This is a genomic window from Pseudoalteromonas sp. NSLLW218 (assembly GCF_015864775.1).
Lineage (GTDB): Bacteria > Pseudomonadota > Gammaproteobacteria > Enterobacterales > Alteromonadaceae > Pseudoalteromonas.
In genome coordinates this window covers 427,639-451,714 of the sequence record NZ_JADYWO010000002.1, presented here as the reverse complement: position 1 = coordinate 451,714, position 24,076 = coordinate 427,639, and the positions used below count along the sequence as shown (strand labels likewise).

Sequence of the window (24,076 nt, the reverse complement as noted above, 5' to 3'; positions counted from 1 at the left end):
TTAATTAATGCGTTGAGTATTTACTATGCTGTTTTCTGTGCCAAATGTATTGCCAATATAACCATCAGCCTGGTGGTCGTTATCCCAAATGTCTCCATTTATTAAATAACGAAAGTGAAATTGTTGATCGATAGGTAAGCGTTGCTTAAATTTAAACACACCTTGTTTTTTATTAAGCTTCATTGGCACAGGTTGCCAATCATTAAATTCACCTAGTAAGCAAACTTCTTCAGCCTCAGGATGAGAGAATTCAAAGGTTACTTCAGCTTCATCTTTTGTTTTAAAAAAACGTTTATTCAACATAGCAGGCTCCAACTAAACCAAAAAGGGTACTTAATCTTTGCCACAGGCCATACAACTAAACAAAAAGGCGATGTGGATTCCATTCAAAATCATTAAACACGTTTTAAGTTAACCAAAACTTTATTTACGCATTATTACAGTGCAACAATTCATTTTTTCTGCACCTAAAAAGTGCGGTTAGTATATAAACAATCTTTTTTAAAAAGCTCATTAGTACAGAGCAATATTTGAACCAACTAAGCGTACATCACATATTATTTATTTAACTGAATTTAACGTGAAATAATCCAAAAGTATTGCCTAAATTTATAAAACCCTTTTGTTATGTACTTTCATCAGTGATAATACACAGCATCTTAATACTCTGAAATATCATAATTTTCATGTTGAAAAAAAGCATTTTAATAACTATAGCAATCGCCTTTTTAATAATAGCCACACTTGTTGGTTCTTCAATCTATACCCTTTATAGTAAAAAAGAAATCTCAGTTGATCCTAAATTAAAAGAAATCTCAGGTATTGAATTTGATAAACAAAAACGTTTATGGGCGATAAACGACGGAGGCAATGAACCCAAGCTTTACCGCCTTAATCAAGATGGATCTATCGCCAAAGAAATACTAGTTGAAAACGCTAAAAACATTGACTGGGAAGATATGACCCAAAATAAATTTGGGCACTTTTTTTTAGGTGATTTTGGCAATAACAAAAACGACCGTAGATGGCTCACTATTTATAAAATCGAAAACCCGATAGATATAAAAACAGATACAACCCAAGCCGAAATAATTAAGTTTACCTACCCTGAAATGGATGGCAGTCCAATAAAACCTAATAACCGTAATTTTGATTTAGAGGCATTTGTAGCACTAGGTCGTCATTTATATTTATTTACTAAAAACCGTACTGAACCTTTTGATGGTATCACTAAAGTGTATAAAGTAGGCGATCATGCGGCTAATTTTAAGGCTGAGTTAATCGACTCTTTTAAAACATGTACCACGCTTGAAAAACTATGCTGGATAACCTCTGCAGCGCTTAGCCCTGATCGTAAAAAATTAGTCTTACTTGATTCAACCAGTCTTTGGTTATTTGAAAACTTTGAAGGTGATAAATTTTTCTCTGGTGATGTATCAAAAATAGACTTAGGGATTGTTACTCAAAAAGAAGCAGTCACCTTTTTTGATGACAACACAATTGTATTTACAGATGAAGAGTTTAAAGGCATAGGCGGTAATGCTTATTTTATAAAGCTTGATAAAGCCAAAAAAGAAGTTATAAGAAAAAAACCTATTTCAGAAAAAACACTTCCATAGCATCTAGTTAGCTAAGCTAAAGCATTAAAGCTTAGCTAACTTATTTGAAAGGTAATGAGTTAATTACTCTTTGCGTTTGACGAATGAAGTGCTTTTTCTACATCAACACCTAAAATCAACACTCCAATATGGCTATTATTATCATCTAAAACAGGAAAACTTAGCTGAACTTGAAAATGATGTGTTGATGCATCATATGTGACGCTATCAAAGTTAAAATCTTTTGACTGTTTAAATGTTTTAGTAAACTTATTTTCATCTCCTTGCCAGTAGTCACTGGTTAGCTTACTAATAGCGATGTTTTTTCCTTGGTTATCAGTCAATATTAGCTCAGTAACAACACCTTTGAATTGAGATTGCCATTTTTTAAATACTTTAGATAACGGTAAATTAAGCATAGCTAATCCATCAGGGTGCTTTACTTGTTTACTTTCTTTTATCCATAGCTGGTCTAGTCTTTTAATTTCAGATTCACTTAAGGGAGACTCATTACTTATTTGAACTTGTTCTACTAAACTAGGTAAGTTTAGTAAGGTTTTAGCACTACTGGACAATCTATCAAGTATTTGCTTTTCTTCACTTTTTGATAGTGAAAATGGAGCCTGCGCGCAAGTATTTATATTTTCATCAAACTGCTGCATAAATTTAGGGAAGCGTTTAATAAGTGAATGCGAAGCAAATAATCCCAAAGGTACATACCTAAAAAATTCTCTTTGATACTCATCTTCATTAATGCCTAGCTTTGAGGCTGCTAATTCAAAATCGTCTAAATCAAGTAGAATTCTATCAATCCGCTTATGGTGCATAACATTTACTATTTCTTCTAATGAATTTACTTCTACCTCAGCAATAATATTCTGAGTTTTAAACCAATTAGCCTGATAACTCCCCCTTACTGCACCATAACGCATTTTATTTTTTGGTTTATTAATGCTCTCTGGATGAGTAAACCAGTACCAGCTTTCTAAAAAGATGGGGGATGATATGCGCCCATAGGCCTTCATTTCAGGCATTAAATGAGTAGTGAAATAACCATCTAAGCGGTCTAACTTTACTTCTCGACGTGCACGTAACCATGGCAAGGTTTGTAGCTGAAAAGGGGCTCCCATTTCAAATAAAATACACTCAACTTGGTTGACTGCATTATCAGGTGCAGTGGTGGGTAAGTTTGTTCCAAACTGAAGAGGCTCAGTTAAACCCAATAAGAGGGTAAAAAAATATGCAGGCATAATTCATTGCTAAATAATGTACAAATTAAAATAAGTGTAGCCAAACAGATTAAAACTGCATTATTTGCTGTAATTATTAGGTAACAGCTCTAATTTCCTAGCTATGCAGCGCTTACACACTTAATAAACCGTTCTGTTAGCAGTGTTACTGTAGCTTTGTCTGTATAGTGCTGCTTAGCATTCTTCATAATATGCTTTGAGCAAACATTTTTAGATTCTTCAAATTGAGAATTGCAGCTAGCAACAGTATTACCTAAAGCTTCCTGATAGGCTTTATCTGCGCACATAGTTAAAGTAAAATCTGTAGCGCCAGCAATTATTTCATTGATATTTACTGAGGATGTTTCGAGTTTAAAATAGATATCACTATACGTATTAACTTCTGTATTCTTCTTTGACGAAAAATGACTAGCTTTGGCAGTTAAATAATAGCCTATAAGTATGATTGATAATATCACTGTAAAAACCGTTTTCATAATTACCCTTAACACAATAAGTAGTATTGCATTGTTTATAAAATAGTTCGATTTTTTACATAAGTACGAGGGAGGGAGACTCTCTACATCCATGTAAGTAGCAAATAAATCCTTGTTATGTAATTACTAAAAACGCAATTACCAACTATTTTTAATTTTAGCATGCAAGATAAATAAATCAAGAATTTATAAACTATTTACTACACGTTATTTAGTAATGTTTATAGTCATTTCTAATATATAAACAGTATTAAACAACTCAGGGCTTAAATGGCGATTAGCGCTTAAATTTAGTCTCTAAAATAACCGATGATGTTGTGCGCTCTACTCCATCAAGATTTCCTATATCGTCAAGTAAATGGCTTAATTGCTCTAAATTTTGAGCCTGTACCACAGCAATTAAGTCAAACTCACCACTTATGGCATAGAGCTGCGAAATTGCATCAATTTGCTTAAGCTCAATATTTGTTTTAGTTGTTAATTTTTGCTTAACTTTAATAGACACATGAGCTGATACCATTTTACTGAGGTAGTCATCTCCATAATCTACGCTATACCCTTTAATTACACCCGTTTCTTCTAATTTAAGCATACGGCTTTGTACCGTTGAACGAGATAAATCAAGCATGCGAGCAAGGTCTGAAATACTGGCTCTTGCGTTTGTTTTTAATACAGATAGTAGCTTTTCATCTTGTGGAGTTATCATAATGGTTATTTATTTCGTCATTTTGACTTTTATTTTAATCATTTTTCACAAAATAGCACTGCAATTTTAACAGCTAACCTTCGATAATGACGCCCTACAAGAAATAATAACGTGTTTGCTGAAGAATAAAGGCTATATTCTTCTTTGATTTAGCAACTAATCTTTTATCTAAGCCCTTCAATTTAGGTGTACAAAATGCAAGTAACAAGAGACTTATTTAACGACGTAATGGTACCAAACTACAATCCTTCTGCTGTTATCCCAGTTCGCGGTGAAGGCTCACGCGTGTGGGATCAAAATAATAACGAGTTTATCGATTTTGCTGGTGGTATTGCCGTTAACTGTTTGGGTCACTGTCATCCTGCATTAGTTAAAGCATTAAAAGAGCAAGGCGAAAAAATTTGGCATTTATCGAATGTTATGACTAATGAGCCAGCACTTCGTTTAGCTCAAAAAATGGTTGAAGCCACATTTGCTGATAAAGTTTACTTTGCAAACTCAGGCGCAGAAGCAAACGAAGCGGCGCTTAAGCTAGCCCGTCGTTTTGCACTTGATGTTTACGGCGCTGAAAAAACGCAAATAATTGCATTTAATAAAGGTTTCCACGGCCGTACTTTTTTCACCGTAACCGTTGGCGGACAAGCCGCTTACTCAGATGGCTTTGGTCCAAAACCTGCTGACATAGTACATTGTGACTTTAATGACATTGCTGCATTTGAAGCGCTGATCAGCGATAAAACATGCGCAGTTATGATGGAACCATTGCAAGGTGAAGGCGGTATTATTTCACCAACAGATGGTTTTGCTAAAAAAGTACGTGAACTTTGTACTAAACACAATGCGCTACTTATTTTTGATGAAGTGCAAACAGGTGTTGGCCGCACAGGCGATTTATACGCTTACGAAGGCTTAGAGGTTGTACCTGACATTTTAACAACGGCAAAAGCATTAGGCGGTGGTTTTCCTATTGGCGCTATGATCACTCGCACACACATTGCTGAGCACTTAAAAATTGGTACGCATGGCTCTACTTACGGTGGTAACCCACTTGCATGTGCTGTTGCAGAAGCTGCATTTGATACAGTAAATACACCAGATGTACTAAACGGTGTTAAAGAGCGCGAGCAATTATTCCGTGACGGATTAAACGCAATTAACGAAAAATACAACGTGTTTAGTGAAGTGCGTGGTAAAGGCTTATTAATTGGCGCAGTATTAAATGACAAATTTGAAGGCCGTGCACGCGACTTTTTAGTAGCGAGTGCTAATAATGGTTTAATGAACCTTGTAGCTGGCATGAATGTAATTCGCTTTACACCGTCTTTAGTTATTCCGTTTGAAGATATTAAAGAAGGCTTAGCGCGCTTTGAAAAAGCGGTTAGCGATGTAGTAAACGGTTAATATAGTTTAAATTAGCACGCCTACTGGCGTGCTATTGGAGCAAGCAATAAATGCAAGTATTACGTCCTATTACTGCCAATGATTTTGAAGCGCTTAAACAAATAGCAATTGAGTCAGGCCATGGGTTTACCTCTTTGCCTGTGGACGATGCACAGCTTAAAGAAAAAATTGAACGTGCTGAAAAAAGCTTTGCCAAAAACATTAACCAGCCACTTGATGAAAGCTATTTATTTGTTTTAGAAGACAGTGAAACAGGTGACGTTATTGGTACAACCGCTATAGAAGCTGCGGTAGGTTTATCGGTGCCTTTATATCATTATCATTTAGGTAAAACAGTACACCACTCACCTACTTTAAATGTATATAACACCGTTGATATTTTAAGCATGTGTAACGACTACACAGGCTGCTCTGAAATATGCACATTATTTTTGCGCGAAAATAGTCGTAAAGGCCTAACGGGTCGATTTTTATCGCGTTCACGCTTTTTGTTTATGGCTCAGCATAGCGAGCGTTTCGCCGATACTGTTATCGCAGAAATGCGCGGTGTTAGCGACGAAGACGGCCATTCTCCTTTTTGGCAATGGCTGCAAGAACACTTTTTTAGTATCGAATTTCCAGAAGCGGATCACTTAGTGGGCTTAGGCGATAAGGTATTTATTAGCGAGTTAATGCCTAAATACCCTATTTATGTGAACTTGCTTAGCAAAAAAGCCCAAGCTGTTATTGGCCATGTGCATGAAAAAACAAAACCTGCGCTAAAATTATTAGAAAAAGAAGGTTTTGAGCACAGAGGCTACGTTGACTTATTTGACGCAGGCCCAACGGTTGAAGCAAAGCTTGGTAATATTCGCAGCATTCGCGACTCTCAAGTTTGCCCTATTACTATTGGTGAGCTTGATCACATATCACAAAATAGCTCAGATACGCTGGCTGTATGTAATCAAGGCGTAAGTGGCTTTAGAGCAACATTTACCAAAGACGCACATTACAATCATGCGAAACATACTCTCGTCATTAGCCAAGATGTGGCTAAGGCACTTAATTTAAGCCAAGGAGACGCAGCGCGATTTTTCCGCCTGTAAATAATTTATGAATACACACCTAATTAATAACCAATGGCATACAGGCCTTGGCCCAGTATTTGAGTCAATCAATCCAAGTAATGGCGATGTCGTATGGCAAGGTAATGGCGCAAACGCTGATCAAGTAGATTCGGCTATAAAAGCAGCCAGAGCTGCGCAATTACAATGGGCAGACAAACCACTTGAAGAGCGTATAGTCATTCTTGAAAGCTTCGCAGCACAATTAAAAGAACACAGCGAAGAATTTGCGACCATAATTGCACGCGAAACAGGAAAGCCATTATGGGAAACCCGCACCGAAGTAGGCGCAATGACAGGTAAAGTAGCTATATCTGTAAAAGCCTACCATGAGCGTACCGGTACAACCGAAAACCCAATGCCCGGTGCTAAAGCGTTTATTAGACACAAACCGCATGGCGTTGTGGCTATTTTTGGCCCGTATAACTTTCCTGGGCATTTACCAAACGGACATATTGTTCCTGCAATTCTAGCTGGCAACACTGTAGTATTTAAGCCATCAGAGCTTACTCCGCACGTGGCAGAATTTACCCTCTCACTTTGGCTAAAAGCGGGCTTACCAGCGGGTGTTATTAACCTTGTGCAAGGTGAAATTGAAACAGGTAAAGCACTTGCCTCTCATAAAGATATAGATGGCTTGTTTTTTACCGGTAGCTCAAACACAGGTCACTTACTACATAAACAGTTTGCTGGACACCCCGGTAAGATTTTAGCGCTTGAAATGGGCGGTAATAATCCACTGATTGTAAAAGATGTGAGTGATGTAAGCGCTGCTGTGCACGATATTATTCAATCAGGCTTTATTACCTCAGGTCAGCGCTGTACGTGTGCACGCCGCTTATTTATTGAAAAATCAGCCAACGGCGATGCTATTTTAGAAAAGCTAATAAGCGCAACTAAAAATATAGTTGTAGACGACAGCTTTGCTACAGAGCAGCCTTTTATGGGTGCGATGATAAGCGAAAAAGCAGCACAGGGTATGGTTGCCGCGCAAAGTGAATTAGTCTCAAAAGGCGCGCAAATCCTTGTTGAACTTAAGCAATTAAAATCAGGCACAGGCTTTGTAAGTCCAGGCATTATTGATGTAACAAACATTACCGACATGCCAGATGAAGAACATTTTGGACCGCTAATTAAAGTGTATCGCTTTGATGACTTTGACAGCGCAATCATTGAAGCCAATAACACAAGCTTTGGTTTATCTGCAGGTTTATTGGCTGATAACGAAGATGACTACACTCACTTTTTAAAGCGCATCCGTGCCGGTATTGTTAACTGGAACCGCCCTATTACGGGTGCCTCAAGTGCAGCTCCATTTGGCGGTATTGGCGCCAGTGGTAATCACAGAGCCAGTGCCTATTATGCCGCCGATTATTGCGCATACCCTGTAGCATCTGTTGAGTCAGACAAAGTGAGCTTACCGCAAACCCTAGCGCCGGGCTTAATAATTGAATAAGTAATAAAACCAAATTTTAGATTTAAGGACTTAACATGCATACTGATGTAAATACATTATTTAATAACCTTTGGAAAAATTACTTAAACGTCACTCCATCGGCAGACAAAATTCATGACCTTTTAGGGTCAACGCAAAAAGATGACATCATTAACGATCATATTGCGCTGCGTACATTTAATATTGAAAAAGTGGGTCTTGAAAAACTCGCAGCTCACTTTCTAGCTATTGGTTACAAAGAGTGTGGTGAGTACCACTTTGAAGCTAAAAAACTTTACGCAAAGCACTACGAGCATAGCGACCCTAATCAGCCAAAAGTGTTTATCTCTGAACTGTTAGTAGAAAAATGCTCGCCAGAGTTACAAGCCATCGTAACTGACATGGTAAGCCAAATTGATGAAAGCGCAGTAACTGCTGATAACTTTTTGTATTCAGGCACGCATTGGCAAGTAAGCACCGATACTTATAAACAACTGCTAGCTGAAAGCGAATATGCAGCGTGGATGTCGGCGTGGGGTTACCGTGCCAATCACTTTACCGTAAACATTAATATGCTTGCTAAGTTTGATAACATTCATGATGTTAACCAAGCCCTAAAAGACGCGGGCTTTTCGCTTAACACGTCAGGCGGCGAGGTTAAAGGCTCACCAGAGGTGTTACTAGAGCAATCGTCAACACTTGCTGATGAATACTCTGTTACCTTTAGTGACGGTGATATGAGCATTCCTAGCTGTTTTTATGAGTTTGCTATTCGTTACCCTAAAGCAGACGGCGAGCTTTATACAGGTTTTGTTGCAGCCTCAGCTGACAAAATATTTGAAAGCACCAACGCTCGATAGCAAAGCCTAAAGTACTTTATTTTAAAAGCCCGTTATGGGCTTTTTTTATGTCGCTAAGTTATGTTGATTAATTACAAAAATAACGGTTTATAATCGTTTTCTAACTTTTCAAACGATAAGTCACCAATAAAACGGCCAAAGCTCAACCACGTTGCCAAACCGCGTAAGTCTTTAAAGTGTGGTGGTACAAATTGTGGGCTCTCTATTACACCTAAATCATGAAGCTGCGATATTAATCTAAAATCATCTATCGATATTTTACCCACGAGTAATAAAGGCAATCTATCAATTCGGCCAAGCTGTATCGCCACGCGTATTAAGTTATAAACCAGTACAAAGCCTTTAATGTAGGCAATATCTTTTGTAAAAGGCAAACCTGTTGGCGTGCTCCCTCTAAACACACGCTGCGCGAGTGTGTAGCTGTCATCTTTTGATAAACCTTGCGCGACATAGTCACGGTAAATATCTACAAATTCAGCGCCATCTATTACCTTTGTAACCGCTTGAATACGATTTACTAATTTAGATAAACGTCTCGGAGTCGATTTTAAAGTAATAATTTCGGTTAATACCGCTAAGCCTTCTTGGGTAATAGTGGAGCTAGGCGTACCTTTACTTAAACACGTTAAATACGGCTGTGCTAAACCATTTTGAGTGGTACCTACGTGTATCCACCCTTCATGAACTTCCAATATATCAAGTTCACGCTGAGAAAATTTAACATCTTGATTAAGCTTAATATTATTAGCACCGGCGGCTGCATCACTGACAATACCATCGCTAAGCATTACCTCTACGTTTATACCTGCCATACTAGCGTTTACTTGCTCAGACAAAATACGTACAGCATCAACAGCATCAATATTTTTAGGGTCGTCAGGCAGTATGTCGGCTATTAGTAAATTTTGCAGCGGTTTATCTAGCATATTAGCTAGCTCAGAGAGTGAGGGCTCACCGGCATGGAATAAGTCTTTAGGGTGACCAAATAACTCCACCGATAAGTCATGAAATTCTGGCGTACCTCGATATTCAAGCATACTTAATACCGTTTTATACTCAGTGCACATTTTTCCCATATATTGAGCAATCGGATTTAACTGCCCCAGTTGGTTAATAATGTTACGGTGCAAAGTAGAAAACGCTTGGCGTAACTCGCTAGGTACAAAACCAAGGTCGCGCTGTTGATAGTATGCACGATCGATAAGTGGGTTTTTTTGACATTTCTGTCTAAAAAACTCTTCTTTAGTTTGTTTATCCCAATTAATAGCATCAAGTATCCTAATAGGCGTTTGCAATGCAATTAATTGATCCGATAACTCACGAGTTTTTAGTAGTAACGCCTTGTCTATCATGGTGTAAGCTCAACAATAAATGAGTTTTGAGCATAATTTAAAAAAGCTAAATTACAAAGCAATATCACACTTTTTTAGCTATTGTTTTTAAGATGATCGACCCTCATATCTGTATCGTATGAGTTATCAAATAAAAGGTATAAAACATGAAAAACGAACTCGACAATAAACAGATTTTAGCCGTGTATGAACGTATAATTCAAAAAGGTGAAATGACTGATGAAGGTAAGCATTATCAAGGCGTTACTGCTTATTCAGACGTAGATGGTTACACAGTATACTTACAAGGTAGCGGCGTAGAGCTGCGCTTTGGTTTTCATAATACTTACCACCTTGACTACGAACATGAAAAGCATAAAGACGACTTTTTGAAAAAATTATATAACATTGCAAACGAGAGCTAATGCACCCACGAAAACGCAGACACCGCCCTACCAGTAAGCTCAATACTACTTTTATAAACCAAGTAGTAGAAGAGCTTAGAGCTGATCCAAGCAAAGTCTCAATTATTCAAGAAAATTTAGAACAGTACCGTGCTCAAACTCATTTAAAGCGTGGTTTTTTACTGGCTATAGAGCGCTTTGATTGGGTTTTTGAAGCAAGCAAAGATATAGACTTTATTTGCCAGCAAATTTTAGCTGATGACTATATTGGCAATAGACTAAGACGTTACCCCCTACTTTTTAAAGGCGTTATTAATAATGCCTGACCTTTCAAAACCAAGCCCTTTAAAACGATAAAACCACAAAGTTTACTCTCTATATAAATTTATTAGAGCACTAAGCAATTGCAGGTTTAGTGCGCTTTTGTATTAAATTAATACTATTAGTGCTCTAACTATTACTGCACTAATGATTATTGATCATTTTATTCATTTATTGCTGTAAATAAATCATTACTATTATTTAATTTCAAAATAAAATTCACAAGCCTTTGTTTTAAATAAAATAAAACAAAGTAAAACCTTATCTTCTTTATCGCATTAGTTGCGCTTTTATTAATGATTAATCTACATTTTGGCATCTAGATATTTACTTCAGCCTTGAATTGTTAGAGCTATTACCTTAAGCTTATGTTTATTGAACGTTCAATTAATAAAAATTATGCCTAAAGTCGGAATGGAACCTGTCAGACGTCAGCAGCTAATTGACGCGACTATAGAGTCAGTTGCAACTAATGGACTACAAGGCACAACTATAAACAGCATTAGTAAAAATGCCGGTTTATCGTCAGGCATTATTAGTCATTATTTTGGTGGTAAGCAGGGGTTAATTGAAGCCACTGTTAGATACTTACTAACAAGCTTAAAACAAGGCTTGATAAGTAAAGTAAATAACCAAACGAATACCATTGAACGTTTAATGATTATTATCGAAGCCAACTTTGCGCTTGTACAACAGCGTAATGATACAACCCGAACGTGGTTAAGTTTTTGGGCGCAATCGATGCATGATGAAGAATTACACAGACTACAAAACGTAAACAGTAAACGCTTGCAAAGTAATTTAGCATTTTCTTTTAAGCAATTAATGCCTATTGAGCAAGCAAAGCAAGCTGCAGAACTTAGCGCCGCAATGATCGATGGCCTATGGTTAAGAGCAGTACTGAGTAAATCAGACAATAATCAGTTTAAACACAGTGAAAAGTTAGCAAAAAGCTACGTACTTTCACTTATCAAGCAATATGGAGCCTAGCGTGACTACACCTGTCTATCAAAATTTTATTAACGGCCATTTTCTTGCAAACCAGAACGGCAAAACATTTGATGTAACAAACCCAGCAACGGGCGAGGTTATTTACGCAGTAGAAATTGCCGACGAATTTATTCAAAACGCAGCCATTGCCAGTGCAAAGCAAGGTTTTTCTCAGTGGTCAGCAATGACACCCATTGAACGTAGTCGCATTTTATTAAAAGCAGTGGCTATTTTACGCGAGCGCAACGATGAGCTGGCACTTGTAGAAGTACTCGACACCGGTAAACCAATGCAAGAAGCAAATTGTGTTGATATTGAAACCGGCGCTGATGTAATTGAATACTTTGCAGGCCTTGCGCCAGCACAAGTAGGCCAACAACAAATGGTTGGTGATGACTTTTACTACACACGTAAAGAGCCATTAGGTATTTGTGCGGGTATTGGTGCATGGAACTACCCACTACAAATTGCATGTTGGAAGTCAGGCCCTGCTCTTGCTGCTGGGAATGCATTTATATTCAAACCATCAGAAGAAACGCCACTGGGCGCGCTTAAACTTGCAGAAGTATTTGTTGAAGCTGGCGTACCTGCAGGTGTGTTTAATGTTGTTCAAGGCGCGGGCGATGTAGGCCAGTGGCTAACGCAGCATAGCGAGATTGACAAAGTATCGTTCACGGGTGAAGTAGGCACAGGTAAAAAAGTAGTCGCAAGTGCTGCCGGTACTTTAAAAGATGTCACGATGGAACTTGGTGGTAAATCTCCACTATTAGTATTTGATGACGCCAACATTGAGCAAGCAGTTAGCGCGGCCATGTTAGGTAATTTTTATACGCAAGGCGAAATTTGTACTAACTGTACACGTATTTACGTTCATAAAAATGTATATCAGCAATTTATTGATGAGCTTAAAGCGCGCACTGAGAAAAACATTATTGCTGGCGACCCACAAGATTTAAATACAAACTTTGGCGCACTTATTTCTAAAAAGCATCAAGAACTAGTAATGAGCTACGTTAATAAAGGCATAGAAGAAGGTGCAACGCTTTTAACTGGTGGTACAACGCTTTCACCAGAATCTGCACCTAATGGCTATTTTGTCGCACCGACTGTATTTATTGATTGTAATGACGATATGACTATTGTTAAAGAAGAGATATTTGGCCCAGTAATGAGCGTGCTTGTTTTTGACGATGAAGACGATGTGATTGCACGCGCTAACGGTACACACCTAGGCTTAGCTGCTGGCGTATTTACGAGTGATATTAAACGTGCTCATCGCGTAATTCATAAGTTACAAGCCGGTATTTGTTGGATTAATGCATACGGTAACTCACCGGCTGAAATGCCAGTTGGCGGTTATAAGCAATCGGGTATTGGCCGTGAAAATGGTATACAAACGCTTGATCAATACACGCAAACTAAGTCTATTTATGTTGGTATGGCCGACATAGAAAGCCCATTTTAAGGCGCCCTACTATGAGTAATCATTACGACTATATTATTGTTGGCGCGGGTTCGGCGGGTTGTGTTTTAGCCAACCGTTTATCTGAAGATTCAAGTAACCGCGTGTTACTACTTGAAACTGGCGGTAGCGATAAAAGTATTTTTATAAAAATGCCAACCGCGTTATCTATTCCTATGAATAGTGACAAATACGCATGGCAGTTTCATACGCAGCCTGAGCCTCATTTAGATAACCGTGAGATGCATTGTCCTCGCGGTAAAGTATTAGGCGGCTCGTCATCTATTAATGGCATGGTGTATGTACGCGGTCACGCAAAAGATTTTGACGAATGGCAGCAACACGGTGCAAACGGCTGGGATTACCAATCGTGTTTACCGTATTTTCAAAAGGCAGAAAGCTTTTACCTTGGTGAAAATACTTACCGTGGTGGCAAAGGCCCGCTTGGCGTTAATAACGGCAACGAAATGAAAAACCCGCTTTACCGCACCTTTATCAAAGCAGGTGTACAAGCCGGTTACGCTTCTACAGATGATTATAACGCGTCGCAGCAAGAGGGTTTTGGCCCAATGCACATGACCGTAAAAGACGGCGTGCGCAGCTCTGCTTCGCGTGAGTATTTAGACCCTGTTAAATCGCGTAGTAATTTAACGATTATTACAGGTGCACTAGCACAACGCGTGATTTTAGATGGCAAGAAAGCTACTGGCATCGAATACAAAGTAAATGGCGACGTTAAAACTGCATATGCTGCAAAAGACGTTGTATTAAGTGCAGGCCCAATCGGCTCTCCACATATTTTACAACTCTCTGGTATTGGTGACACACAAGCGCTTGAAAAAGCAGGCGTTGAAGTACAACATCATCTACCTGGTGTTGGTCAAAACTTACAAGATCATCTTGAGTTTTACTTTCAATACAAGTGTAAGCAACCTATCACGCTTAACGGCAAGCTAGGCATTGTTTCAAAAGGTTTGATTGGCGCGCGCTGGTTATTAACGCGTTCGGGTTTAGGTGCAACGAATCATTTTGAATCGTGTGCGTTTATTCGCTCAAAACCAGGTGTTGAATGGCCAGATATTCAGTATCACTTTTTACCAGCGGCTATGCGTTACGACGGTCGAAGCGCATTTGCAGGTCATGGTTTTCAAGTACATGTTGGTCATAACAAACCAAAAAGCCGTGGTAGTGTGACTATTGCTTCTGCAAATCCTGAGCAACCACCAACAATTTTATTTAATTACCTTGAGCATCAAGACGATATTGAAGGCTTTAGAGCATGCGTTCGCTTAACACGCGACATAATCGAGCAAAGTGCCTTTGATGAATACCGCGATGAAGAAATTCAACCAGGTAAACATATTCAAACAGATGAAGAAATAGATGCCTTTGTACGCCAAGCCGTAGAAAGTGCCTACCACCCTTCTTGCTCATGCAAAATGGGTGAAGATGATATGGCCGTTGTTAACTCAAATACGCAAGTACATGGTATTGAAGGATTACGTGTTGTTGACTCATCTATATTCCCAACGGTTCCTAACGGAAACTTGAATGCGCCTACTATTATGGTTGCCGAAAAAGCAGCTGACATAATTTTAGGTAAAGACCCATTACAGAAATCGGATGTGAATGTTGCCATAACAAAAAACTGGCAAGAAACACAACGTAGTACGGAGATCTAACTTTAGCCACATGCTCAGGTTTAGTCTCGTCGGGCTAAACCAATGCGTGCCTTGCAGTGGCACACGATGTAAATAGGTTACGTTGTGTTAATGCGAGAATAAAACAATAAAATACGGAGTGCTTATGAATTATTTTTATTCATTACTGGAGGGTAACAATGACTATTTGGCTTAATGCAGGGATCATTTTTACCTTACTTGCCATTATCACTATTTTAATTAAATGGGGTAATGTTCGCGTAGTAGGTGTAACACCAGTTCGAACCTTTACGTTTATAGCAATACTATTTACTTCTGGCCTTGATGTGGGCCTTATCATGTTTCCTTTAACTGAGTTTGCAGGTTATGCAGACATAAAAGCAAGCCCAGAATACGCGTTTGCAAATCCACTGGCTATTGAGTTTGGCTACTGGGGATTTTTGATCTGGGGGTTTTACTTTCTTACGTGCTTTTATTTCTGTGTAATAGAACCTAAAGTGAAATTTTTCGAAATTCCTTGGGTTAAATTTATCAATAACGTTGTAATTATTGGTACATGTGCATTTACCGCTTATTTATTGCTTACAAACCTACCATGGTATTTACCCGAATTAGGTGATGGAACAAGTATAGTTTCTGAGTTTTATTTAATTGTGTTTGCAGCTATCTGTTTTGCTGTGTACTCAAGTACTGATATTAAATATGTACGTATTTTAAGTATTTCTACTACGTGGTTATTTTTAGTATTAATCGCCTTTATGTGGGCTGGCGCATTTGTGTTCGGTGATAGTCAAATGTCAGCATTTACAGATAACTTAGGCTCTATTGGTACTTACTTTGCTAATATTAATGAATTTGTTTTACCACTTAATGATTACCATGAATTTTACTTATTTTGGTGGTTCGCATGGAGCATAATGATTGGTCAATTTACATCACGCTTTGTTGGTGGACTTAAAACATACCAAGTATTGGCTGCAATGTTGATTTTCCCTTCTATTCCTATCGCAATTTGGTTTAGTGTACTTTATCACTACCACGAAGCGGGCATTCCAACTCAAGGTATTAAAAACTTTGCTATGGTATTTGTAGGTATTGTATTTGTAATTAACTCACTCGATTCGTTAGTGCGTTTATATACAGATAACCTAAACTTTACCGTAAAGCGTTTTGGAAAAATGAAATACATAGTCGGAAACATTGTTGCTTTATCACTACTTACACTATTGTTTAAATTGGAATTTTTACAAATTCAGTGGGTAGGTGCATTAGTTATTGGCTTGTTCTTTATCTGTGCTGCTTTTATTGGTTACAGTAAATTTAAAACAGTAACGAATATAGATAGCTCACCAAAAGCAAACGAAATTGATTACACAAAAATTGACACAGTACACTAGGGATAAATAATGAATAACAAACTAAAACAACTTGCAGTAGCACTACCATTTGCGCTTTTATCAACAACTGCAGCAGCTGATTGGTCAACAACAATCACTGCAGCGTCTGACTACACTTTTAATGGTGTAACACAAACAGATAGCGACCCAGCGATTCAAGGTAGCTTGGACTATGCCTTTGACAGCGGTGTTTACGCAGGTGTGTGGGCTTCAAATGTAGATTTTGGTGACGACACTGATTTTGAACTTGATGCCTATGTAGGTAAGTATGTGCAACTTAATGAGCAATTTAGCGTTGACTACGGTATTGCTTATTACACGTACCAAGGTAATAACAGCGATGGAAACTACGCTGAAGCTTACACAAAATTTGGTTACGCAAGTGAGTACGGACAAACTGAGCTTAACTTTTGGTACAGCTGGGATTACTTTGGAACAGGCGCCGGTCATGTAATTTCAATGGTTGCTCACACTTATGAACTAGCTCCAAACCACGCACTACGTGCAAGTTTTGATATTTCAAATTCACTTGATGGCGATAAGTTTCAGTGGGATGGCGCTAAGGGTGATAAATCATACCACCACTATCGCTTGGCATACCAAACAAGCTACGAAGGTTTTGGTATTGAAGTGGCTGCTGAAAACACAAGCTTAGATTACGATTATGCTGATGAGCGTATCGTACTTGCTGTTTCTCGCACATTTGATCTTTAATACAATTATTACTGATTAAACAAAAATGCCACTCTATTTAGAGTGGCATTTTTATTTATAAACTAACTAACTAACTAACTAACAATATCCCAAGCACTTGTACCCGATGCTGAAAGGTTACTGGTGTTATTGCGTAATACTTTATTACCTACATTAGCTGATGACTCAGGTCGGCTTACTAAATAACCCTGAACAGAACTCACACCCATTTTTTTAACAAGTTCAAACTGCCCTATTTCTTCAACGCCTTCAGCCACAATTTTAAGACCTAACTTTTTCCCTAGATCACTAATTGTATTTAATATGTCGTTATATTTTTGGCTCTTATTAGCTTGAGATATAAACGAGCGATCAATTTTAATAACATCTATTGGTAAATCAGCTAATGTACTTAACGAGCTAAAACCTGTACCAAAATCATCAATTGCAATGGTAATGCCCTCTTCTCTTAATCTACTTAAGTCTTTAATTATTTTAGGGCTGGCTTTAATAAATGTAGATTCGGTAATTTCAAGCATCAGAGACGTAGCTGGTAAGCCGGTTTTTTTAAGCTTCTTCATTACCCAATCATAAATATCACGATGCTTTAATTGAATGCCCGAAACATTAACTGATATTTTCACTTTGCGCATACCTGCATTGTGCCATGCGGCCATCTGTCTACACGATTCAAGCATAATCCAATCGCCAAGCTCTAATATTAAATTAGATTCCTCTGCTATTGGAATAAATTCTGAAGGGGGGATCATACCCTCAACTGGATGATCCCATCGGGTAAGCGCCTCAAAATAATCAATCATACAATCTTCAACATGCACAATCGGTTGAAAAGATAAGTAAAAATCTTTACACGCGACCGCTAAACGCAGCTCTTCAAGTAAGTAATGGTAACGGCGCATTTTGTTACCCATTTCTGGTGAGTAAACTTTAAATATCCCCTTACCATCGCTTTTAGCCCTATACATAGCCACGTCAGCTAATTGCAAAAGAGCCTGCGGCGTTGATGCACTTTCTGGATAAGCCGCAATACCAATGCTGGCACTAATTTTTACTATTTTGTTACCTAGCACAAAGTCTTTTTCAAGCTCACTAAGCACGTGTTTAGCAATTTCAACAACTCTGTCGCTATCATCAAGTAACTCTATAAAAATGGAAAATTCATCTCCTCCCAACCTCGATAAGTTTTGTTCTAATTGGTTAGCACTATTAATATTACTTAATTTATGGTGGCGTAGAACATTGGCAAGGCGAGTAGCAACTTGAACTAATATTTCATCACCAAAACTATGACCAAATGAGTCGTTTACTTGTTTAAAGCCATCAAGGTCGATAAACAGGAGTGCACATTTGAGATCTTCTTGGTTAGCATGATTAATTTGTCTGTCGATATGTTCAATATAAGCATGGCGGTCAATTAACAGCGTCAGTTTGTCTTGGCATATACTGGTTTGTGTTTGTTTTACATAATTAGCAACATGCGTATTTAAACTATTTATAGATTGACCTAAGCTGCTTACACCCAAAGGGTTCTCAGCTGGTTTTACTTGCAAGTTAAATGCAGTTAATAAGCTATTGGCTTGAAGGTTAAGCTCTGCTATCTGATTTTTATAGTGGCGCTTTCTGCGCTCCCTACGTAAATACAAACCAGAACCGAATACTAAAATACATAAGAGTAAAAAGTTAATAGGTGATGCAAGCGTCATTACAATTAGCTTATTTGAATCAGCTGCTACAAACTGGGTCTCAGTGGTTTTAATAAGTAAATAATCGGCAGTAGGCTGCTCAATAATATAATGGCCATTCAAAATGGGGTTATACCAAGGAGCCATTTCAAGAGTGGTATTAGTTATTTCGAAACTTCGTATATCAATACTGGTATTAAATAAATTTATACGGTTGATCTGATTCGTTAACTCTATGTTTATACAAAAACAAAATAGAATTATAATTAGAAAAATAAAACCGAGCGGTTTAAGTTTACTCATAAAAAAAATCCATCTATTTTGCTTCTCCCATTAAACCCATCACCAAAAAACGAATTATATCGCCTGCATTTAGTACTAAGCAAGCATTGATATAATCCTAAGCCATTAGAATAACAAAAAACTGTAACAATAACGGATTAACTCACTCAATTTAATATAGTATAGGTGGGATTAATAAAAATAAACAAAAAGGTTTCAATTGTTTAAAATTTAATACATACCGTCAATAAGCTCTATAATTTTTCTTCAGCGTCAATCTAGGCCACACCATTGCAGCCTTTAGTATCTGTCTTTGATAATCCTTTCTGACATTCCCGATGCTTTAATACAACATTTCCTAAAATTATTCTTCAACATCATGCCTTGTTAAAAAACCTAGGAATGTAACAATTATCGCAGATACAATTATTATTTTAATATTTAAAGCTGCCATGCATAGCTAACTTTTGTAAAAAATGTACGTTGATCTCGCTCAATATTTTTAAGAGAATCGTCTTGGTAGCCTCTATCTGAGTAACCCAAATAAAACAACGTTTGTGCATTAATTTTATATGAGTAAACAAGCTGACTACCATAGTCTTTGTTAATTTGGCTAACTTGATAAAAATAGGCGTTTTCGTCTCTATCAATGTCTTCAAATTGTAAAATTAATTTAAGAATTGAACGCATACTAAATTTATAATGAAGTCTAAAATCGACTAGGTTAGCAGTAAATACACGATCCCCTTGCGGATTATCTAATTGGCTGTAGTTATGTTTTACATCGAGTTGCCAATGGTCGTTAATGTCCCACACCATTTGGGTTTGAGTGTCAAACGCATCGCCTAGTTGCTCATTTGCATAATCAATGCGGCTAGCGTATTCAATATATAACGAAAGCTTTAAATCTTTAGTGGGTTTAAAACCGGTGTAAATAAAACCAATATTTTGATTATAAAAATTATCGTTATAGTTTTCATAACGGTGCACTAAACCAATTTCAAAAATAGATTGCTTTTGGCCTTTGAAGCTTAAAAAGCCTTCGTATTCTTCTTCAAGTAAGTCACCGTTTTGCGCCCACGTTTTATCCCAGTCAGCTTCGTATGACCATGAGGTAAGTAAATCAGACTCATCTCTGTACCATGTTTGTCCACCACCAAAGCCTACTTTTTCATAATCTACTTTAGCTTGATAACCTAAATCAGTGCGATAGTCCTGCCCAATATTTTCATACGATGCAAACAATTTGTAATCACGTTTATCGCGCGTAAGTTCTAGGGCATATGCTTCATCTGACTGAGTTTCAGATAGGTTATAATTTTGAATTAAAAATTCAGAGTTACGTGTATCAGCAGATGATACTTGATACAAAAGAGTGTCCGATTGATTAAACCAGTAGCTACCGTCCACTGATAATACAGTGTTGTGATAGTCATCACTTTCTCTGTGCGTGCTTGAAATGCCAATAGTGCCTTGCTGACCTAAGTCATATTGATAACGCCCAGCGGCCGCATTCGTTTTTTTGTTTAGGCTTGCAAAGCCTGAGCCCTGATTCGTAGGCAGTAAAATATTACTATTGTCGTCGTCAGCGAGCATCAAAGCATAACTATGATCACCCGTTTTACCCGTCAGCTTTGCACCTAAGGTAGGCTCTGCAATTGTACGCGTGTATAAAAGCTCAAATAAGCTGCTTTTAAAGTAAGAAGCACCATCTAAAAAGAAAGGTCGTTTTTCGGCGTAATAAATAGAAAATGTTGTATTTACATCAAGCTCTAAAGAGTCTGTTTCTACTTGCGAAAAATCTGGATTGATCGTCGCATTTAAAACAGCGTCCTTGGTTAAACCCCAACGCAAATCTAAGCCCACTTCGGTATCAATATCGCCATTATCCCAGTTGCCCGGTAATTCAGATTTATTATCGTTACGAAGTGCGGTCAATGTAGGTGTTAATTGAATATTTTTACTCGATTCAATATCGCTAAAACCCACTAACTTATCAAACTGACAAAGGCTACATTTTATATTTCTATCAAACCCCATATTTGATAGCTGATATAAAACATCACGTTGATAGTTTCTCATGACTGAAAAACCCCACGTTAGCTCTTTTTCATTTTCAGGAAAGCGCAGTGCCTTAAAAGGAATTCGCATTTCAACAACGTAACCTTTCTCGTTAATTTGCCCTGCGCTATCCCAAATAGCATTCCATGAGATATCTGAACTCCACCCATCGGTGTCGGTCATTCTTATATCGCCTTGTGCACCAAGGGGATTCACATGAAATTCATAACCACTGCGTTCATCATTAAATGTATCAATAACAAGAATAACTACGTCGTCTTCCCACAGCGTATCGCGGTCACGAAGTGATGCACGAATTTGCTCAGGGTTTGGATCCTCTGCAATAAAGACAACATATAAGTTTGTGCCATCTTCGTAAATAAAAGCATCAGTTTTTACAGGAGGTGTGCCTTTTTCGTTAGGCTCATCTTGGTAGTGAAGAGGTATACGTGTCGCGTTTTTCCAGTGCGCTTCATCCATAACACCATCAATAGTGATATTTGAATCAATACGAGATAAGGGTACTTGCTGTTTACTAGCCGCTACATCAAGGCTTGAGAGTAATAAAACGAAACTTAAAAATAGGAAGGTAAACTTTTTTATTATAGTTATAAAGTACTGCATAAACATCCATTTAGACTGTAATTACTCATAGGGAGTAACTTAAGCTGGGGATTGTAATTTATCCAGGTACATTTGTTAATACTTTGAAATGAAAAATTAACTATTTAATGATAAAGGAGTAACTAATGTTACCCATCAAGTTTCGAGTAGTTTAAGCTTATTGTCTATGCCATTCCATACATCAGCGTCCTCTGGTGCAGGTTTAACCTCTGTAATGCGCGGCCAGACCAATGCGAGTTCAGCATTTAATTCTGTGAACTCTTTTTGAGATTCTGGTAGCTCATCTTCTTGGTATATTGCATCAGCTGAACATTCAGGGACACATAAACCGCAATCGATACAATCAATCGGGCTAATAGCTAAAAAATTAGGGCCTTCAAAAAATGCATCTGCTGGGCACACTGACACGCAATCGGTGTACTTGCATTTTATACAATTTTCGGTGACTACAAACGCCATACTATTTTAATACCTAAGATTTTAAACAACAGTTGTTGATCATACCCATCCACCCCAAAAATACAATAAATAAGTGCCATATCACCCTATTTTAACGTAAAATATGCGCCTTATGTTTGCACACCCATTGTGCCCTGCATTCCCTTATTGTGAGCGGTAATAATACCCCGCTATGACACCTAAAAGAGATATAAATGATACGTTTAACCGAAATAAAGCTGCCACTTGATCATGACGAAGATGCAATTGGTCAAGCAATTGTAAATAAACTAAAAATCCAACCAGAACAATTGCACAGTTTTAATGTGTTCAAACGTGGTTATGACGCACGTAAAAAATCAGCTATTTTACTTATTTATACACTCGATATAGAAGTTGATAACGAAGCCAAGCTACTCTCAGCATTTGAAAAAGACCAACATGTAAAAGTAGCGCCAGACACAAACTATAAATTTGTAGCCCAAGCCAGCGAAAATATAACAGAGCGCCCTGTCGTTATTGGTTTTGGCCCTTGTGGTTTATTTGCAGGCTTATTACTTGCTCAAATGGGTTTTAATCCCATTATATTAGAGCGCGGTAAAGAAGTACGTGAACGTACAAAAGACACGTTTGGATTTTGGCGTAAACGTACACTTAATACAGAATCAAACGTACAGTTTGGTGAAGGTGGAGCAGGTACTTTCTCAGATGGTAAATTATACAGCCAAGTAAAAGATCCAAAACATTATGGTCGTAAAGTAATAACTGAGTTTGTAGAAGCTGGCGCACCAGATGAAATTTTATACGTAAGTAAGCCACATATTGGTACATTTAAACTTGTCACCATGATTGAAAAAATGCGTGCTCGTATAATCGAACTCGGTGGTGAAATTCGCTTTAGTACACGTGTTGACGACATTCATTTAGATGATGGGCAAGTAACAGGCTTAACGCTTTCAAATGACGAGCAGTTAAATACTCGCCATGTTGTATTAGCTGTAGGTCATAGTGCTCGTGACACGTTTGACATGATCCACAAAAAAGGCATTTATGTTGAAGCAAAACCTTTCTCAGTCGGTTTTAGGATCGAGCATAAACAATCAATGATCGATGAATGCCGTTTTGGTACAAATGCCGGTAACCCTATTTTAGGCTCTGCCGATTATAAACTTGTTCACCACTGTGACAATGGTCGTACCGTTTACAGCTTTTGTATGTGCCCAGGCGGTACTGTTGTAGCGGCAACGTCTGAAGAGGGCCGCGTTGTTACCAACGGTATGAGCCAATATTCACGAAGTGAGCGCAACGCTAACAGCGCTATTGTGGTAGGTATTTCTCCCGAGCAAGATTTCCCGGGTAATCCTCTTGCAGGTATAGACTTACAGCGCAAACTTGAAGAACAAGCGTATGAGCTTGGTGGTAGCAACTACGATGCACCAGCACAGTTAATTGGAGACTTTTTAAAAGGTAAATCATCAGAAAACTTAGGTGAAGTACAACCTTCTTACACACCCGGTATTAAGTTAACTGACTTGAGTAAAGTACTACCACAATTTGCTATTGATGCTCTTCGCGAAGCGATACCTGCGTTTAATAAACAAATTCGTGGTTTTTCTACTAACGACGGTTTATTAACCGGCGTTGAAACACGTACTTCGTCGCCTATCAGTATTAAGCGTGATAAAACATTCCAAAGTATTAACACTAAAGGGCTTTACCCAGCAGGCGAAGGCGCAGGCTACGCTGGCGGTATTTTATCAGCGGGTATTGATGGCATTAAAGCGGCTGAAGCGGTTGCGCTGTCTATGCTAGAAAACGCTTAAACCTCTTTTTTAAGCTGTTTATCGAAAAGCCTCACTTTGTGAGGCTTTTTTGTGCTA

Annotated in this window: 21 protein-coding genes; 13 read left to right on the top strand and 8 right to left on the bottom strand. The window is 38.0% G+C overall.

Annotated features, from left to right (window positions below; translation table 11 throughout):
• Positions 1-303, bottom strand: a complete 303-nt coding sequence (locus I6E80_RS04760; protein WP_007580752.1) for an isoamylase early set domain-containing protein — start codon at positions 301-303, stop codon at positions 1-3.
• Between the two features lie 383 nt (positions 304-686).
• Between I6E80_RS04760 and I6E80_RS04755 the strand changes: the two genes are divergently transcribed.
• Positions 687-1,619: a hypothetical protein gene (locus tag I6E80_RS04755; protein WP_197184939.1), complete on the top strand. Its 933-nt coding sequence runs from the start codon at positions 687-689 to the stop codon at positions 1,617-1,619.
• 59 nt (positions 1,620-1,678) lie between these two features.
• On the opposite strand, the gene I6E80_RS04750 is transcribed toward I6E80_RS04755, so the two are convergent.
• From I6E80_RS04750 to I6E80_RS04740, 3 genes are all read right to left on the bottom strand, one after another.
• Positions 1,679-2,848: a cache domain-containing protein gene (locus tag I6E80_RS04750; protein ID WP_197184938.1), complete on the bottom strand. Its 1,170-nt coding sequence runs from the start codon at positions 2,846-2,848 to the stop codon at positions 1,679-1,681.
• A 101-nt stretch (positions 2,849-2,949) separates the two neighbouring features.
• Positions 2,950-3,324: a hypothetical protein gene (locus tag I6E80_RS04745; RefSeq protein ID WP_197184937.1), complete on the bottom strand. Its 375-nt coding sequence runs from the start codon at positions 3,322-3,324 to the stop codon at positions 2,950-2,952.
• 277 nt (positions 3,325-3,601) lie between these two features.
• The gene (locus I6E80_RS04740) at positions 3,602-4,030 is read right to left on the bottom strand and encodes an Lrp/AsnC family transcriptional regulator (RefSeq protein ID WP_024598140.1); all 429 of its coding nucleotides are present in this window, start codon (positions 4,028-4,030) and stop codon (positions 3,602-3,604) included.
• Between the two features lie 195 nt (positions 4,031-4,225).
• Here I6E80_RS04740 and I6E80_RS04735 point away from each other — a divergent pair, with 195 nt between their 5' ends.
• The 4 genes from I6E80_RS04735 to I6E80_RS04720 are packed head-to-tail and all read left to right on the top strand — an operon-like array spanning position 4,226 to position 8,829.
• Complete coding sequence (locus I6E80_RS04735) at positions 4,226-5,431, top strand: aspartate aminotransferase family protein (RefSeq protein WP_024598141.1); 1,206 nt, start codon at positions 4,226-4,228, stop codon at positions 5,429-5,431.
• A 50-nt stretch (positions 5,432-5,481) separates the two neighbouring features.
• On the top strand, positions 5,482-6,516 hold the full coding sequence (astA, locus tag I6E80_RS04730; protein WP_024598142.1) for an arginine N-succinyltransferase: 1,035 nt from the start codon (positions 5,482-5,484) through the stop codon (positions 6,514-6,516).
• 7 nt (positions 6,517-6,523) lie between these two features.
• Entirely contained in the window at positions 6,524-7,990 is a 1,467-nt protein-coding gene (gene astD / locus I6E80_RS04725) for a succinylglutamate-semialdehyde dehydrogenase (protein ID WP_197184936.1), read from the top strand.
• A 35-nt stretch (positions 7,991-8,025) separates the two neighbouring features.
• A complete protein-coding gene (locus tag I6E80_RS04720; protein ID WP_197184935.1) occupies positions 8,026-8,829 on the top strand; it encodes a DUF1338 domain-containing protein in 804 nt (267 codons plus the stop codon).
• A gap of 71 nt (positions 8,830-8,900) precedes the next feature.
• Here I6E80_RS04720 and I6E80_RS04715 read toward each other — a convergent pair whose 3' ends face one another.
• Positions 8,901-10,181, bottom strand: coding sequence for a flavohemoglobin expression-modulating QEGLA motif protein (locus I6E80_RS04715; protein ID WP_008169642.1), 1,281 nt, complete (start codon positions 10,179-10,181; stop codon positions 8,901-8,903).
• A 146-nt stretch (positions 10,182-10,327) separates the two neighbouring features.
• On the opposite strand from I6E80_RS04715, the gene I6E80_RS04710 reads away from it, so the two are divergent.
• The 7 genes from I6E80_RS04710 to I6E80_RS04680 all read left to right on the top strand — a co-directional run bounded on the left by I6E80_RS04710 (position 10,328) and on the right by I6E80_RS04680 (position 17,109).
• Complete coding sequence (locus I6E80_RS04710) at positions 10,328-10,585, top strand: DUF3081 domain-containing protein (protein WP_008169639.1); 258 nt, start codon at positions 10,328-10,330, stop codon at positions 10,583-10,585.
• A complete protein-coding gene (locus tag I6E80_RS04705) occupies positions 10,585-10,890 on the top strand; it encodes a hypothetical protein (RefSeq protein WP_165725464.1) in 306 nt (101 codons plus the stop codon). Before I6E80_RS04710 ends, I6E80_RS04705 begins: the two co-directional genes overlap by 1 nt.
• Before the next feature lie 409 nt (positions 10,891-11,299).
• On the top strand, positions 11,300-11,875 hold the full coding sequence (gene betI, locus I6E80_RS04700; RefSeq protein WP_197184964.1) for a transcriptional regulator BetI: 576 nt from the start codon (positions 11,300-11,302) through the stop codon (positions 11,873-11,875).
• 1 nt (position 11,876) lies between these two features.
• On the top strand, positions 11,877-13,340 hold the full coding sequence (gene betB / locus I6E80_RS04695) for a betaine-aldehyde dehydrogenase (protein WP_197184934.1): 1,464 nt from the start codon (positions 11,877-11,879) through the stop codon (positions 13,338-13,340).
• A gap of 11 nt (positions 13,341-13,351) precedes the next feature.
• Positions 13,352-15,019, top strand: coding sequence for a choline dehydrogenase (gene betA / locus I6E80_RS04690; protein ID WP_024599929.1), 1,668 nt, complete (start codon positions 13,352-13,354; stop codon positions 15,017-15,019).
• Between the two features lie 158 nt (positions 15,020-15,177).
• Positions 15,178-16,395, top strand: coding sequence for a BCCT family transporter (locus I6E80_RS04685; protein WP_197184933.1), 1,218 nt, complete (start codon positions 15,178-15,180; stop codon positions 16,393-16,395).
• Between the two features lie 9 nt (positions 16,396-16,404).
• Positions 16,405-17,109 (top strand): TorF family putative porin, encoded by a 705-nt coding sequence (locus I6E80_RS04680; protein ID WP_197184932.1) that lies wholly within the window; start codon positions 16,405-16,407, stop codon positions 17,107-17,109.
• A gap of 74 nt (positions 17,110-17,183) precedes the next feature.
• Here the strand turns inward: I6E80_RS04680 and I6E80_RS04675 are convergent, their stop codons facing one another.
• The 3 genes from I6E80_RS04675 to fdxA all read right to left on the bottom strand — a co-directional run bounded on the left by I6E80_RS04675 (position 17,184) and on the right by fdxA (position 22,217).
• A complete protein-coding gene (locus I6E80_RS04675) occupies positions 17,184-19,094 on the bottom strand; it encodes a bifunctional diguanylate cyclase/phosphodiesterase (protein ID WP_076924763.1) in 1,911 nt (636 codons plus the stop codon).
• Positions 19,095-19,514: 420 nt separating this feature from the next.
• Positions 19,515-21,758, bottom strand: a complete 2,244-nt coding sequence (locus I6E80_RS04670) for a carbohydrate binding family 9 domain-containing protein (RefSeq protein ID WP_197184931.1) — start codon at positions 21,756-21,758, stop codon at positions 19,515-19,517.
• A gap of 135 nt (positions 21,759-21,893) precedes the next feature.
• Positions 21,894-22,217 carry a ferredoxin FdxA gene (gene fdxA / locus I6E80_RS04665; RefSeq protein WP_024599924.1) on the bottom strand — a complete coding sequence of 108 codons (324 nt, stop codon included), beginning with the start codon at positions 22,215-22,217 and terminating at the stop codon, positions 21,894-21,896.
• 194 nt (positions 22,218-22,411) lie between these two features.
• Between fdxA and I6E80_RS04660 the strand changes: the two genes are divergently transcribed.
• On the top strand, positions 22,412-24,019 hold the full coding sequence (locus I6E80_RS04660) for an NAD(P)/FAD-dependent oxidoreductase (protein ID WP_197184930.1): 1,608 nt from the start codon (positions 22,412-22,414) through the stop codon (positions 24,017-24,019).
• Positions 24,020-24,076: the final 57 nt, after the last annotated feature.

What these genes read in the sequence shown, in the direction of transcription:
- I6E80_RS04760 (WP_007580752.1), bottom strand. Translation starts at nt 303, where the DNA reads ATGTTGAATAAACGTTTTTTTAAAACAAAAGATGAAGCTGAAGTAACC.
- I6E80_RS04755 (WP_197184939.1), top strand. Translation starts at nt 687, where the DNA reads ATGTTGAAAAAAAGCATTTTAATAACTATAGCAATCGCCTTTTTAATA.
- I6E80_RS04750 (WP_197184938.1), bottom strand. Translation starts at nt 2,848, where the DNA reads ATGCCTGCATATTTTTTTACCCTCTTATTGGGTTTAACTGAGCCTCTT.
- I6E80_RS04745 (WP_197184937.1), bottom strand. Translation starts at nt 3,324, where the DNA reads ATGAAAACGGTTTTTACAGTGATATTATCAATCATACTTATAGGCTAT.
- I6E80_RS04740 (WP_024598140.1), bottom strand. Translation starts at nt 4,030, where the DNA reads ATGATAACTCCACAAGATGAAAAGCTACTATCTGTATTAAAAACAAAC.
- I6E80_RS04735 (WP_024598141.1), top strand. Translation starts at nt 4,226, where the DNA reads ATGCAAGTAACAAGAGACTTATTTAACGACGTAATGGTACCAAACTAC.
- astA (WP_024598142.1), top strand. Translation starts at nt 5,482, where the DNA reads ATGCAAGTATTACGTCCTATTACTGCCAATGATTTTGAAGCGCTTAAA.
- astD (WP_197184936.1), top strand. Translation starts at nt 6,524, where the DNA reads ATGAATACACACCTAATTAATAACCAATGGCATACAGGCCTTGGCCCA.
- I6E80_RS04720 (WP_197184935.1), top strand. Translation starts at nt 8,026, where the DNA reads ATGCATACTGATGTAAATACATTATTTAATAACCTTTGGAAAAATTAC.
- I6E80_RS04715 (WP_008169642.1), bottom strand. Translation starts at nt 10,181, where the DNA reads ATGATAGACAAGGCGTTACTACTAAAAACTCGTGAGTTATCGGATCAA.
- I6E80_RS04710 (WP_008169639.1), top strand. Translation starts at nt 10,328, where the DNA reads ATGAAAAACGAACTCGACAATAAACAGATTTTAGCCGTGTATGAACGT.
- I6E80_RS04705 (WP_165725464.1), top strand. Translation starts at nt 10,585, where the DNA reads ATGCACCCACGAAAACGCAGACACCGCCCTACCAGTAAGCTCAATACT.
- betI (WP_197184964.1), top strand. Translation starts at nt 11,300, where the DNA reads ATGGAACCTGTCAGACGTCAGCAGCTAATTGACGCGACTATAGAGTCA.
- betA (WP_024599929.1), top strand. Translation starts at nt 13,352, where the DNA reads ATGAGTAATCATTACGACTATATTATTGTTGGCGCGGGTTCGGCGGGT.
- I6E80_RS04685 (WP_197184933.1), top strand. Translation starts at nt 15,178, where the DNA reads ATGACTATTTGGCTTAATGCAGGGATCATTTTTACCTTACTTGCCATT.
- I6E80_RS04680 (WP_197184932.1), top strand. Translation starts at nt 16,405, where the DNA reads ATGAATAACAAACTAAAACAACTTGCAGTAGCACTACCATTTGCGCTT.
- I6E80_RS04675 (WP_076924763.1), bottom strand. Translation starts at nt 19,094, where the DNA reads ATGAGTAAACTTAAACCGCTCGGTTTTATTTTTCTAATTATAATTCTA.
- I6E80_RS04670 (WP_197184931.1), bottom strand. Translation starts at nt 21,758, where the DNA reads ATGCAGTACTTTATAACTATAATAAAAAAGTTTACCTTCCTATTTTTA.
- fdxA (WP_024599924.1), bottom strand. Translation starts at nt 22,217, where the DNA reads ATGGCGTTTGTAGTCACCGAAAATTGTATAAAATGCAAGTACACCGAT.
- I6E80_RS04660 (WP_197184930.1), top strand. Translation starts at nt 22,412, where the DNA reads ATGATACGTTTAACCGAAATAAAGCTGCCACTTGATCATGACGAAGAT.